Origin of the sequence: Mycoplana sp. MJR14 (assembly GCF_029210525.1) — a bacterium.
Taxonomy (GTDB): domain Bacteria; phylum Pseudomonadota; class Alphaproteobacteria; order Rhizobiales; family Rhizobiaceae; genus Mycoplana.
In genome coordinates this window covers 168,996-182,637 of sequence record NZ_JARGEO010000003.1, presented here as the reverse complement: position 1 = coordinate 182,637, position 13,642 = coordinate 168,996, and the positions used below count along the sequence as shown (strand labels likewise).

Annotated in this window: 11 protein-coding genes; 7 read left to right on the top strand and 4 right to left on the bottom strand. The window is 66.7% G+C overall.

What is annotated here, in order from left to right; translation table 11 throughout:
* Window positions 1-55: 55 nt before the first annotated feature.
* Both P0086_RS08870 and P0086_RS08865 read right to left on the bottom strand, forming a co-directional pair.
* Window positions 56-1,237 (bottom strand): efflux RND transporter periplasmic adaptor subunit, encoded by a 1,182-nt coding sequence (locus tag P0086_RS08870; protein WP_112600555.1) that lies wholly within the window; start codon window positions 1,235-1,237, stop codon window positions 56-58.
* Window positions 1,238-1,284: 47 nt separating this feature from the next.
* Complete coding sequence (locus P0086_RS08865) at window positions 1,285-2,097, bottom strand: alpha/beta hydrolase (RefSeq protein ID WP_275784752.1); 813 nt, start codon at window positions 2,095-2,097, stop codon at window positions 1,285-1,287.
* A 162-nt stretch (window positions 2,098-2,259) separates the two neighbouring features.
* Between P0086_RS08865 and P0086_RS08860 the strand changes: the two genes are divergently transcribed.
* Window positions 2,260-3,159: a LysR family transcriptional regulator gene (locus tag P0086_RS08860; protein ID WP_148187681.1), complete on the top strand. Its 900-nt coding sequence runs from the start codon at window positions 2,260-2,262 to the stop codon at window positions 3,157-3,159.
* A 218-nt stretch (window positions 3,160-3,377) separates the two neighbouring features.
* On the opposite strand, the gene P0086_RS08855 is transcribed toward P0086_RS08860, so the two are convergent.
* Window positions 3,378-4,811 (bottom strand): FAD-dependent oxidoreductase, encoded by a 1,434-nt coding sequence (locus P0086_RS08855; RefSeq protein WP_275784749.1) that lies wholly within the window; start codon window positions 4,809-4,811, stop codon window positions 3,378-3,380.
* Between the two features lie 207 nt (window positions 4,812-5,018).
* On the opposite strand from P0086_RS08855, the gene P0086_RS08850 reads away from it, so the two are divergent.
* Complete coding sequence (locus P0086_RS08850; protein WP_275784748.1) at window positions 5,019-5,579, top strand: flavin reductase family protein; 561 nt, start codon at window positions 5,019-5,021, stop codon at window positions 5,577-5,579.
* A gap of 172 nt (window positions 5,580-5,751) precedes the next feature.
* A complete protein-coding gene (locus P0086_RS08845) occupies window positions 5,752-6,996 on the top strand; it encodes a hypothetical protein (protein ID WP_275784746.1) in 1,245 nt (414 codons plus the stop codon).
* A 253-nt stretch (window positions 6,997-7,249) separates the two neighbouring features.
* Here the strand turns inward: P0086_RS08845 and P0086_RS08840 are convergent, their stop codons facing one another.
* Window positions 7,250-8,482, bottom strand: a complete 1,233-nt coding sequence (locus P0086_RS08840; protein ID WP_275784744.1) for an acyl-CoA dehydrogenase family protein — start codon at window positions 8,480-8,482, stop codon at window positions 7,250-7,252.
* A gap of 519 nt (window positions 8,483-9,001) precedes the next feature.
* On the opposite strand from P0086_RS08840, the gene P0086_RS08835 reads away from it, so the two are divergent.
* The 4 genes from P0086_RS08835 (at window position 9,002) to ssuD (ending at window position 13,588) form a co-directional block, all read left to right on the top strand.
* Entirely contained in the window at window positions 9,002-10,003 is a 1,002-nt protein-coding gene (locus tag P0086_RS08835) for an amino acid ABC transporter substrate-binding protein (protein WP_275785254.1), read from the top strand.
* Window positions 10,003-11,202, top strand: a complete 1,200-nt coding sequence (locus tag P0086_RS08830; RefSeq protein WP_275784742.1) for an ABC transporter permease subunit — start codon at window positions 10,003-10,005, stop codon at window positions 11,200-11,202. Before P0086_RS08835 ends, P0086_RS08830 begins: the two co-directional genes overlap by 1 nt.
* Window positions 11,199-12,254, top strand: coding sequence for an amino acid ABC transporter permease (locus P0086_RS08825; protein WP_275784740.1), 1,056 nt, complete (start codon window positions 11,199-11,201; stop codon window positions 12,252-12,254). Before P0086_RS08830 ends, P0086_RS08825 begins: the two co-directional genes overlap by 4 nt.
* A 164-nt stretch (window positions 12,255-12,418) precedes the next feature.
* Window positions 12,419-13,588 carry an FMNH2-dependent alkanesulfonate monooxygenase gene (gene ssuD, locus P0086_RS08820; RefSeq protein ID WP_112613201.1) on the top strand — a complete coding sequence of 390 codons (1,170 nt, stop codon included), beginning with the start codon at window positions 12,419-12,421 and terminating at the stop codon, window positions 13,586-13,588.
* Window positions 13,589-13,642 lie beyond the last annotated feature (54 nt).

Below are 13,642 nucleotides of genomic sequence, written 5' to 3'. Positions count from 1 at the left end.
AGGCAGAGTTGAACGATCGGAAAATCCGGCGGGCGCGACCCGCCGGTCGTGAGTGTTACTGGGCCGCGGCCACTTCCGTCTGCGGATCGACGACGACGCCGGCGCGCACGCGCTGCAACCCGTTGACGATGATCCGGTCGCCGGGCGAAAGGCCCTTCTCGACGATGCGCATGCCCTCGACCGAGGCGCCGAGCTGCACCTGGCGGTAGTTGACGGTGTTGCCGCTGTCGACGACGAAGACGAACTTCTTGTCCTGGTCGGTGCCGACCGCGCGTTCGCTGACCATCAGCCGTTCCTCGGCCTTCGGCTCGCCGAGGCGGATGCGGACGAACTGGCCGGGAATGAGCCGGTCGCCGGGATTGTCGAAGACGGCGCGGACGCGGATCGTGCCGCTTTGCGCATCCACCTCGTTGTCGATGAGCTGGAGCTTGCCGACGAGCGGCGTGCCCTCGTCGCCGAGCGTGCCGATCTCGACCGGGATCTGGTCGATCGCGGCGAGCCCGTTGGCGGCTGCGGGAAGCTCGGCGAGCGCGCGCGCCACCAGCTCCTCATTGGCGTTGAAGCTCGCATAGATCGGCCCGGAGGACACCAGCGTCGTCAGGGCAGGGGAGGCCGACCCCGCGGCGACGAGATTGCCGGCGGTGATCTCCAGCTTGCCGACGCGTCCGGAGATCGGCGCGCGGATCTCGGTGTAGCCGAGATCGAGGCGTGCCGTGGTCAGCGCCGCCTCGGCCGCCTGCAGGTTCGCCAGCGCCTCGCTGCGAAGGCTCTGGCGCTGGGCGAAGTCGCTGTCGGAGATCGTGTTCTTTACGACCAGCTTGCGGCCGCGCTCGAGTTCGGTATCGGCGAGATCGAGCTTGGCGCGGGCCGAGGCGACGAGGCCTTCGGCCTGGGCGACCGCCGCTTCGAAGGGCGCCGGATCGATCTTCACCAGGAGGTCGCCGGCCTTGACCAGCGCGCCCTCGCGGAAATGCGCGGACTGGATCGCACCGGCGACGCGGGAGCGAACCTCTACCCTGTCGACCGCCTCGAGCCTGCCGGAAAACTCCTGCCAGGTCGTCACGCTGCGCGGTTGAACGGCGACGACGGTGACCGGCACGGCCGGAGCCGGCGCTGCGGCCTCGGACGTCGCATGCGCGTCCGGGGTGAAATCCAGGTGCAGGGCTGCGCCGGAAACGGACGCGAAGATTCCCAGGCCGGCGCCCCACAGGGCCCAGCGTCTCTTGTTCGACGACATTGCTATCTCCTTGCGGTCCTAGATGGGACCGATCTGTTCTCTCAAAATCAGGAGGCCCTGTTTTGCAGTTCCCCGATAAAGTCCTCAAATTCCCTGCGGAGTTCGTCCGGGGGCGCACAACCCTCCGTCCGGTCCGCACCATATATCTGCGTCCAGCCCCGGCAGGCCGGGAGCACCCGGCTCTTCACGGTCACGCCGGCCGCCGCCAGGCGTGCAGCGTAGTCGGCGGCCTCGTCCCGCAACGGGTCATCCGCGGACGTCAGGATGAGTGCGGGAGCCACTCCTGACAGACGCGAACAATGTCCCGGCGCGGCATAGGGGTGGCAATACCCCCCGCCGGAACCGAGATAGTGGTTCCAGCCTTCCGTCCACCGTTCCCGCATCCCGGCCCCTTCGGCTTCGCGGAAGGAGGCCGTGGCCATCAGCGGGTCGATCAGAGGCGACAGCAGGATCTGGCCGTCGATCTCGTCCGGCATCTGGTCGCGCGCCTTCAGCGCCACGCCCGCCGCCAGATTGCCGCCCGCCTCTTCGCCGGCGACCAGCAGCAGCGAACGCTGGCTGCCGAACTGCTTGCGCTTGCCGCTCAGGCAGCGCAACGCGGAGAAGGCGAATTCCAGCGCCTTCGGAAAGACGTTCTCCGAGGGCTTGGCGTAGTCCGCCTCGACGACGACCGCCCCCGAATTGGCAAACGCCCTTGCAATCGGGCTCTCACCGTTCCTATCTCTGTCGAGAAAGGCGCCGCCGCTGAAATACAGCACAAGCGGCGGTGTCTTTCCGCGGGTGGCGCTGTCGTAGATGCGGATCGGCATATAGCGGTCCGCCGCACCGTCGACTTCCATCTCCCGCCATTCGCTTTTCATCGCTCTGGCCTTTCGCATACAACCTGCTTCCGGAAGGGAAGGGTGCCTGCTCAACTTAATTCTTATATTATTATTCCATCCCCCTTGGATAAGGGCGGGATTTTGGGCATCACTGTTCCAAATTTCGAATAATAGTGCATTGCAGCGAGAAGGACGACGGAATTGGACCAGCTTTCGGCGATGCGGGTCTTCGTTCGAGTGGTGGAGACGGGCAATTTCTCGCGCGCCGCCACCGCTCTCAACATGCCCAAGACCACCGTCACCAATCTCATTCAGGGATTGGAGGCGCATCTGCGCACCACGCTTCTGAACCGTACCACGCGGCGGGTCATGGTGACCACCGACGGCGCGCTCTATTATGAACGGGCGACGCAGATCCTGTCGGAGATCGACGAGCTCGACGGCTCGCTCACCAATTCGCAGGCCCAGCCGTCCGGCCGCCTGCGCGTCGAGATGGCGGGCGCCTTTGCCGACCTCCTGGTCGTTCCGGCCCTGTGCGATTTCCACACGCGCTATCCGCAGATCCATATCGACCTCGGCGTCGGCGACCGCCTGGTCGACTACATCGCCGAGAACGTCGACTGCGCCTTGCGCGGCGGAACGCCCAGCGACCAGTCGCTGGTCGCCCGCAAGGTGTCGGAGATGCGGATGATCACCTGTGCGGCCCCGCTCTATATCGAGAAGCATGGCCTGCCGTCCGAACCGGAAGACCTGACGCGCGACCATTTCGCCGTCGGCTACCTCCAGGCCCAGGCCGGGCGGATCCTGCCGATGGAGTTCGCGAGGAACGGCGAGACCACCGAGATCGTGCCCCGCTACCTCGTCTCCGCCAACGACGCCCGCACCTACATGACCGCCATCATGTCGGGCTTCGGCATCGCGCAGGCGCCGCTGTTCATGGCCCGCGAAGCGCTCGCCGACGGCCGCCTGGTGCCGGTGCTGACGGACTGGACCTGCGAGCCGCTGCCGCTCTACGTCGTCTATCCGCAGACACGACACCTCAGCAACAAGGTGCGCGTCTTCGTCGACTGGCTCGTCAAGCTCGTACGGACGCTGGACTAGCTCCGGACGGAGCGCCGGGGGGAGGCGCTGTTCGTCCATGTGCCACTGCAGGCGGCCATTTCATCCTCCCGGAATCATGGGGAATATCGCCTTCGCTGCATTTGAAACTGGACCTCACCCCGGCTAGACCAATATCTCGCATAATATACATTATGGAACGCTTTGAAGGGTTGGCAGGCCAGTCAGGCAAGCCAGGCCCGGCCTGGCGCTCCTGCCGCTCACCGCGACGAGGTCGCCATTCCGTCCGCGCGCATCAGGTCGCGCGCAACCTGCTCCGCCACGAAGATTGCGTGTTCGGTGACCTGCGGCAGGCCCATCAGTTCGCCGAACGTGCCACGGGCCAAGGGGCCCGCGATGTAGAGCGCCTCAGCCGGCCTGCCGTCGGCGGCGAGCGGTCGGCTGCTATCGTCGACAGCGATGCCGAGCCCGACCATGTCGAGCTGCAGCACGCCCGCCGCGGCGAGCCCGGCCAGGAACGGCTGGCTTCGCAGGACCCCGCTGTGCCCCGGCCCGGTGGTGACCACGACGGCGTCGCAGCGCTTCTCGACCGTCTTCCCGTCCCGGCGCTGGCGGAGGCGGACGGCGATTTCTCCGGCTTCCTGGCGCTCGACGCCGACGATCGCGGCGGCATCGACCGTCAACGTGCCCGCTGCGAGCCTGTGCTCGATGACGGCTTCCACCTGCGGCGCGATCCGGAAGCGGTGCACGTCCCAATAGGGACGCAGGAAACGCACGAGCCGCCGCTGTTCTGTGACGGGCAACGCCCGCCAGATGTCGCTCCCCTGCGTCCTCAGACGGTCAAAGACCGCGTGCCAGCTCACCCCCACGGCTGCCGCCTCCGCCACCGCCCGGCGCACGCGCCTCAGCAGCGACCGGGCCGAACGGGCCGGGCTCGTGACGAACTCGCCGAACGGCTCCTGTGGCGGAAGATGATGACCGCGCGAGCGCAGTCCGCGGCGGGACACCGCGGCAATCGCGCCCCGGTGCCCTGCGGCGTCCAGCACGGCAATCACATCCGCGGCCGTCAGGCCCGCGCCTATGATCATCACCCGATCACCGGAACGGATCGGGAACAGGGCCCCGGGAACGGTGGCGTCCGGGACATAGCGCGGGTGTCCTTCCAGGGCCCGCGCGAGCGCTGCAGGCGCCTGCGGGCTCGGATGGGTCGTGGCGACGATCACGACGTCCGCAAGGAGCGGCGAGCAGCCCTCGGCTTCCACACGCCAGCGCCCGTCGCCGGCCGGTGCAATGGCGCGCACGCGCGCCTTGCGATGCTCCACCACGCCACTCGCCAAGAGCGGCTCGAGCTGGGCGGCCACGTAGCGGCCGAAGGCCGAACGGCGTGCGAACACATGGCCGTCCGCCGTCGTGGCCGCCGGATCGTCCGCCAGCGCGCCGCTGTCTGCGAGCCAGCGCAGGAAATGTTCGTCGTCGCCCGGCAGCAACGTCATCCGAACGGCCGGTACGTTGATGCGGTGCACGGGTTCCTCGGTGTCGTAGGCAAGCCCGCCTCCCAGGAAGGCGCGTGGTTCGTAGACGGTGATTCTGGCCGTACCGTGCGGCAACCGGCCGGCGAGATGATAGGCCGCCGCGGCGCCGGCAAAGCCGCCGCCCACGATTGCCACGGAACGAATGACCGGCGTCGCAATCATTTTCCTAAACTCTACGGTTCCACACGCGATCATAGCCTATCGTTTCCGTTCTACGAGCGCATCTGGCGCTCGCGGCGCCGAATGCTGCAGTGGCAAGGGAGCGACTCCCAATGATATTAAATCCATAAATTTTATTGACAATAGAAGCAACCATTTGCATTCTGGCCGCGAAATGCTCCCACGGGGCGGCAAGAGAAGAGGTCGCGAATGAACATGGTCAGCCTGACGCGCAACGAGCGCGACAATGCCGAAGGCCCGCGCGCCATCGTCGATCCCGCGCTGCTGAAGTCCGCCATGAGGACGGTGTCCGGCGCCGTCTCGGTGATCACGGCCGGCGCAGGCACCGACCGGACGGGGGCGACGGTCACATCGGCAACGGCCCTGTCGATGGAGCCGCCGACGATGATCGTCAACATCAACCGCAGTTCCTCGACCTTCCCCGTCATCAGCCGCTACGGCCACTTCTGCGTCAATATCCTCGGCCATGAGCACCAGGCGATCGCAAACCGCTTCGCCGGCATCGGCGGAACGAAGGGCGAGGCGCGCTACGAGGGGGCGAACTGGCTGACGCGGCTCAGCGGCGCTCCCGTGCTCCACGGCGCCCTCGCATCCATCGATTGCGTTGTCGAGGAGATCATCGAGCGCCACAGCCACGGCATCATCCTCGGCCGTGTCGTCGAGGTGACGATCGGCGACGGCCGGTCGCTCGTCTACAGCAACGGCCGCTATGGCGCCTTCACGCCCCTGAACGCCTCGGATTTCGCCTGACGAGCGGGTGGGGCGCCGCTTCTCTCCGCAGGCGCTCGCGAGCACCCCAGTCTCGGGCAACCACCCCTCGCCTCCGCCTTAGGTCGTGAAATGAGCGCGCGCCGGGCAAGTTGCCGACTATCTTCACGACGGACGCTTTGCGGCGTCCCGTTCCTCCCCAGGAAGTGGCACCATGAGCCTTCCGCCCCCCGATTTCGCCCGTAACATGAAACTGGTCGGTCATTCCGACATCGGCGGCCGCGGCGACGGACTGCAACTGATGGTCCATCGCGGCTTCGCCTATGTCGGCCATCCCTGGTCGCAGGGCTTTTCCATCGTCGACGTGCGCGATCCGAGGAGGCCGGGCGATGTCACCTATGTGCCGGCGCCGCCGAACACCTGGAACATCCATCTCCAGACGCATGACGACCTCCTGCTGGTGATCAACGCCCTGGACCTGTTCGCCGGCGTCGAGACCTTTGCCGACGAGAAGGCCTACTACACCAGGCCGGTCGGAGAGACGATCGGCGGCGCGTCGGCCAAACGGGCGTGGACGGCGGGCATGACGGTCTACGACATCTCGACGCCGGACAGGCCGCGGAAGATCGGCCAGCTCGACGTCGACGGCATAGGCTTCCACCGCCTCTGGTACGTCGGCGGCCGCCATGCCTACGCCTCGGCGCTGCTCGACGGCTTCAGCGACTACATCTTCGTCACCATCGACATGACCGATCCGACGAAGCCAGAACTGGTCGGTCGCTGGTGGCTGCCGGGCATGAACAAGGCGGCCGGGGAAATCTCGACGGCGCCGGAAGGCCGCCGCTACGGCCTGCATCACGCCCTCGTCCACGGCGATACGGCCTATGCCTGCTGGCGCGACGGCGGGTTGACCCTGCTCGACGTCAGGGACCATGCCGATCCGAAACTGATCAAGCACCACAACTGGTGCCCGCCCTATGGCGGCGGCACGCATTCGCCGCTGCCGCTGGTCGGGCGCGGCCTGCTCGTCGTCGCCGACGAGGCGGTGCTCGACCATGAGGAGGACGGCCGCAAGCACACCTGGGTCTTCGACATCCGCGAGCCGGGCAATCCGATCAGCATCTCGACCTTCCCGACCCCCGGCGAGATCGACTACGCGCGGAAGGGCGGCCATTTCGGCCCGCATAACCTGCACGAGAACCGGCCGGGCGCCTTCGTTTCCGACACGCTGATCTTCGCGACCTGGCAGAATGCCGGCATCCGCGCCTTCGATATCTCCGATCCCTACCGGCCACAGGAAACCGCGGCCCTGGTCCCCGCCCCTCCCCGCACGATGACCGACAGGCGACCGGGACGGGCGAGGGTGATCCAGTCCGCTGACGTCTTCGTCGACGCAAGCGGCCTCGTCTACGCCACCGACTACAATGCCGGTCTGTCGATCATCGAATACACCGGGTAAGGTCAATCGCCGCTCGCCGCACAGGAAGCCGGTCGCCCGGGCCGGAGAGGCGCGGCGCAGGCTGCCGCCATGGGCGGCCTTGGAGCGACCGTCCCCGTATGCGCAATGAAATTGTGGCAGCCGTCCGGCGCGGCGGTGCGGGCGAGGTTGAAACCGTCCGCCTCGCTTTCCGCCAGCCCGTCAGCCACGACGCCCGGCGGACGGCGCCCGCGAATCGCCGTTCCGGGGAGCAAGCCTTGCCTTACTGCGGTCGTCAGCCGGCGCTGGCGCCGATGCGCCACTGATAGGGTGGCGGCGTGCCGTTGACGGCGAAGTCGCCGATGATGCGGTGCTTGTAGATGCGCGGATTGTGCGAGGCGAGCGTGCGGGCGTTGCGCCAGTGGCGGTCGAGGCCGGCGGGCTTCTTCGTCGCCGAAGCGCCGAGCGCGTCGAAAAGCAGCGTCGAAGCCTCGAGGATGAGATCGGAGACGACCGTCTGGGCCTGTGCGGCCTCGAGTTCGGCGATGGCATTCGCCTTTTCCTCCGCCACCGCGTCGTCGACGAAATGCGCCGCGAAGGCGCGCTCCAGACTGCGTGCCGCCTGAAGGGTGATCGCCCCCGCGGCATAGGCGGCAGCGCGGACGCGCCCCACCACCTGCAGGACCTGCGGATCCTCGCTGGAGCGCGCCGCGGCGGCGTGGGTGTAGGTGCGGCGACGTTCCGCCACGGCCCTGGCGACGTCGGCGGTGATCGCCCGGCCAATGCCCGCGAGCGTGGCGAGATGCACGAGCTGGTAGAAGGCGGCGCCGTATTTGAAGCGCTCCTCGTCGACGACGATGTCCTGCGGCTCGACCACGACATCGCGGAAGGTCGTGGTGCCGCTCGCCGTCAGCGTCTGGCCGAAACCGTCCCAGTCGTCGACGACCTCGACGCCGGCAGCCTCGCGGCGCACGGCGACCGATATGCCCTCGCCGGCCGCATTGGACGCGCCGACATCGATCCAGTCGGCGAAGAGCGAGCCGGTCGTGTAGTACTTCGCGCCGTTGAGAACGAGCGTCCCGTCCTTCTCCGCGACATGGGTGGAGAAGCGGTCGAGTGTCGCCCCGGCCCCGATCTCGCTCCAGGCGCTGCCGGCCGTCTCCCCGCCCGCGATGCGGGCGAACCAGCGGGCGCGGCGCTCCGCATCCTTGGTGTTCAGGATATCCTCGGTGAAGCCGAAATGGGCGCGCAGGGCCTGCGTGACGTTGGAATCGGCGGCGGAAAGCTCGATCAGCAGATTGAAAAACTGCGGCAGGCTCGCCCCCTTGCCACCCGCCGCCACCGGCAGGCGCACGGCGCCGAAACCGGCCGCCTTCAGGCGGCGGATCGCCTCGTGCGGGAGGTCGCGCTGCAGGTCACGATCGGTGGCCTTTGCTGCGATGTCCGCGAAGATCGGGCGAAACGGTTCCGCCAGCGCCTCATATCCGTCGTCGGGGCCGGCGCCCCAGGCATTCTCGATTTGCGTCATGCTCTTCTACTCGTCGCTGTCGCGACCGATCGGTCACGGTTGGAACTGGCGGCGAGCGTAGGTGGTCTGCATAAAAAATACAGCAAATATATGGTTTTTATGTTGTTTAAATTGGAATGCCGTTTCTTTCAACGCCGCACGCGCAACGAGGCTGAACGCAGCGCCTCCCCGAATGCCTGCCACCCAGCCGTCGCCACAGTCTGCTCCTCGCTCAAGGGTATCCCCATCAAGGACGGAGAGACGCCGCAGACATCCCACCAGCCAATGCCACCCGCGCCGTTCGCGAGCACGCCTCGTTCAGGGCGGAGATCGGAATCAGTGCCTCATCCTCAAGCCCACGGAAGTAATTTCCTCTATCATCCAACAATTTGGGATGCACATTTCTTAATCATACTCTTTTTATAGATATTATAGATATATCTTCTCTCGCTTGGCGGAACCTCCATGCGACGGAAGCTCAGTTCTTTCTGAAAATGGGGACATTTCAATATGATAGCGCACAATACCATCCGGCGAGCGATGCAGTCGGCCGCTGCCGCCGCCTTCCTGGCAACCACGATGCTGTCCGGCCTTGCCCATGCCGGCCCGACGCTCGACAAGATCAACCAGCGCGGTGCGATCAAGGTCGGCGTCGGCACGACGCCCGGCTTCTTCGCGCCCGACAGCAACGGCCAATGGCAGGGCTTCTTCATCGATTTCGGTCGCGCGCTGTCCATCACCGTCTTCGGCACGCCCGACAAGGTCGAGTTCACCTCGTCCTCGCCGCAGCAGCGCCTTCCCGCCCTCCAGAGCGGCGAGTTCGACATCCTGCTGTCGGGCGTGACGGTCACCACCACCCGCGCCTTCAAGCTCGGCTTCCACTTCGGCCCGACGGTCTTCTATGACGGCCAGGGGATTCTGGTGCGCAAGGACCTCGGCGTGACCAAGGCCGCCGATCTCGATGGCGCCACGATCGGCGCGCAGAGCGGCACGACCGGCGAACTCAACGTCGCCGACTTCTTCCGCAAGACGGGCAAGACCTTCACGCCCGTCACCATCGAGGACACCGGCCAGTTCATCGATGCGCTGGAATCGGGCCGCGTCGACGCGATCACGCAGGATTCCTCCGACCTCGTCGGCAAGCGCACGCAGCTGAAGAAGCCGGACGACTACGTGCTTCTGCCCGAGCGCCTCTCCAAGGAACCGCTCGCACCGGCGATTGCCGGCGGCGACGACCGCTGGCTGGAGCTCGTCAACTGGACGGTGAACGCCACCCTCCAGGCCGAGGAATGGGGCATCACCTCGGCCAATGTCGACGAGTTCCTGGAATCGGAGGACCCGGCCATCCAGCGCTTCCTCGGCGTCGATCCGTCCTTTGCCAAGGACCTCGGCCTCGATCCGAAATGGGCCTACAACATCATCAAGACCGTCGGCAATTACGGCGAGATCTATGACCGCAACCTCAAGCCGCTCGGCTGGGAACGCGGCTACAACAGCCTGTGGACCGATGGCGGCCTGCTCTATTCGCCGCCGTTCCGCTGATGTCCGACAGACGCCTGTTCCGCACCGCCGCGCCGGGGCTCAAGAGCCCCGGCCGCTTCGGCAGGATTCGCGCCTGGTGGGGCGGCTGGCCACTCGGCCAGCTCGCCTTCCTGGGAGTGCTGGCACTTCTGGGCTGGCTGTTCGTCTCCAACGTGCTGGAGACCATGGCGCGCGTCGGCATCCTGCCCGGCTTCGGCTTCCTCTCCAGCTCCGCCAATTTCGAGATCGGCGAAAGCGCCATCCCCTTTCGCGCGGGCGACACCTATCTGAGGGCGATCGCCGCCGGCCTTCTCAACACGCTGAAGGTCTCGCTGCTCGGCTGCCTGCTCGCCACCGTGCTCGGCGTCGTCATCGGCGTCGCCGGCCTGTCGCGTAATCTCCTGCTCTCCGGCCTCGTGCGCTGGTTCATCGAGATCACCCGCAACACGCCGCTGCTCCTGCAATTGTTCTTCTGGATGGCGCTGGCAAAGGCCCTGCCCGCCCCGCGCCAGGCGCCCGCCCTCTTCGGCGCCGTGTTCCTCACCAATCGCGGCGTCTCCATTCCCTCCCTGTCGCTGGAGGGTAGCCCCTTCGGCCTCCTCCCCGCACTGGCGCTTGCCGGCGCCCTCGGCGGGGTGTTTTGGCTGCTGCTCCGTCTTTCCGGCCGGCTGTCACGCCGCTCCGGCGCCGCCACCGCCGCGACCGCGGTCATCGCGGTCCTGCTCGTGCTTGCGCTCTCCGGCGGCCGGCCGGTCGTACAGGTGCCTGCCCTTGCCGGCTTCAACATCCGCGGCGGCCTCAATCTGTCGCCGGAATTCGCAGCCCTCCTCACCGGTCTGGTCGTCAAGTTCTCCGCGCTGATTGCCGAAATCGTGCGCGCCGGCATCCAGTCGGTCGGCACCGGCCAGTGGGAAGCCGCCCGCGCGCTCGGCCTGCATGACGGGCAGATCATCCGCCTCGTCGTGCTCCCGCAGGCTCTACGCGTCATCACGCCGCTGACGACCTCGAGCTATCTCGATCTCACCAAGGATTCGAGCCTTGCCGTGGCCATCGGCTTCCCCGACCTCGTCAGCATCGTCAACACCACCGCCAACACGACCGGCCAGTCGATGGAGGCGCTGATCATCCTGATCGGCACGTTCCTCGCGATAAATCTCGCGCTCTCCGCCCTGATGAACCTCTACAACAACCGCGTCGCGCTGCGGGGCTCCACCCGATGACCGCCGCCTCCCCCCGTCTGCTCACGACGCTACGCACCGGCCTCTTCGGCACGCGCGCCAACACACTGGTCACCGTCGCGACGCTGCTGCTGCTCTCGCAGACTCTGCCGCCGCTGTTCCGCTGGGCGGTGCTCGATGCCACCTTCTCGGGAAATGCCACGTCCTGCACGCGTGAGGGTGCCTGCTGGGCCTTCGTGACGGCCAAGCTGCGCTTCATCCTCTTCGCCTTCTACCCGCCGGCCCTGCAATGGCGGCCGTCACTCGTCATCCTGCTCCTGGCGGCGATCCTGACCGCGAGTGCGCTGCCGCGCCTGTGGGGCCGCACGCTGCTCATCGCCTGGCCGCTGACCATCCTTGCCTGCTGGCTTCTGATGCAAGGCGCCTTCACGTCGACACCCGTTGCCTCGAACCAGTGGGGCGGCCTGCCGGTAACGCTCTTCGTCTGGGCCGTCTGCTTTGCGGCGGCAACGCCGATCGCCGTGCTCCTGGCGCTTGCCCGCCGCTCGACGCTCGGAGGTTTCAGAACCTTCTCGGTGCTCTACATCGAGTTGATGCGCGGCACGCCGATGGTCGCCATCCTCTATGTCGCCATGCTCATCCTGCCGATGGCCCTGCCGGACGCGCTCTCCCTCGACAAGATGCTGCGCGCCATCGTCATGATCACGCTGTTCTGGGCCGCCTACATCGCCGAGGTCATCCGCGCCGGCCTGCAAGCCATCCCCTCCGGCCAACATGAGGCGGCGACGGCGCTGGGGCTCGGCTACTGGCGCACGCAGCGGCTCGTCATCCTGCCGCAGGCGTTGCGCATCGTCATTCCCGGCATGGTGAACCTTGCCATCGGCTTCCTGCTCGCCACCTCCCTGCTCGCCGTCATCGGCATTTTCGACCTCTTGAACGCCGCCCGCGCGTCCGCCGCCGATCCGCAATGGCTCGGCTTCTACAACGAGGCCTATCTCGTTGTCGCCGTCGTCTATTTCGTCATCTGCTTCGGCGCGTCGCGCTACAGCCGCTGGCTGGAGAACAAGCTCACGGCGGGCGCAAGGCGCCCATAGCCCCGGCCCCGTTCAGGGCCTGCCGGCGACGAAAAATCCCAGGAGCCCACCCAGGAAGAAATATAATTCCTTACTCAAACTATAGAATTTATTATTCTGTCCGCGACCGGGCAGGCGGAAGCCTGCCCCCTGATCGACAGCCCGCCCATGCAGGATGATATTTCATGACCAAAACCGACCAGCCTCTCGATTTCCTCTGGTTCATCCCCAGCTCGGGCGATGGTTCCTATCTCGGTTCGGACGAACTCGCCCGGCCGGCCGATCCCGGCTACTTCCGCGAGATCGCCGTCGCCGCGGACCGTCTCGGCTATTCGGGCGTGCTGATCCCGGTCGGCGCGGCCTGCGAGGAATCCTTCGTGCTGGCCGCCGACCTCGCCGCCCGCACCGAGCGGCTGAAGTTCCTCGTGGCGATCCGCCCCGGCACCGCGACCCCCGCCTACTACGCCCGCCTCGCTTCGACGCTCGACCGCGTCTCGAACGGCCGGCTTCTTCTCAACATCGTGGTCGGCGGCAGCGCCCAGGAACTGGCCGGCGACGGCATCTTCCTGCCGCATGACGAGCGCTACGACCACGCCGCCGAATTCTTCCAGGTCTTCAACGAGCTGATCGAGACCGGCCATTCCACGCTCGACGGCAAGTATATCAAGGCGATCGACGCCAAGCTCGGCCTGCCGCCGGTGCAGCAGCCGCGCCCACCGATCTATTTCGGCGGCTCCTCCGATGCCGCGATCGATTTCGCAGGCGGCCTCGTCGACAAGTACCTGACCTGGGGCGAACCGCCGGCGCAGGTGGCCGAAAAAATCGCCCACGCCCGCAAGGCCGCCGCCGCCCATGGCCGCGAGGCCTCCTTCGGCATCCGTCTGCACTTCATCGTGCGCGAGACGGACGACGAAGCCTGGGAGGCGGCCGACCGGCTGATCTCGAAGCTCTCCGACGAGGCCATCGCCGCGGCACAGGAAGTGCTGACCAAGAACTCCGATTCCGTCGGCCAGGCGCGCATGGTGGCGCTGCACAACGGCCGTCGCGACAAGCTGGAAGTCTCGCCCAACCTCTGGGCCGGCATCGGCCTCGTGCGTTCGGGCGCCGGCACCGCATTGGTCGGTTCGCCGAAGACCGTCGCCGCCCGCCTGCGCGAGTACCAGGCGCTCGGTATCGATACGGTCATTGCCTCGGGCTACCCGCATCTCGAAGAAGCCTACCGGGTCTCCGAACTGCTCTTCCCCGAGCTCGGCCTGCCCGGCCCGCACGGCCAGCTCCGCTCCTCTTTCGGCGCCCGCCACGTCTTCGGCGGTGGCGGCCACGGCGGCAACGTCAAGCTCACATCGGCGTCGTAATCGTCGACCCGCAGACGCGCAGCAACCGTTCGGGGCAACCCGAACGGTTTTTTC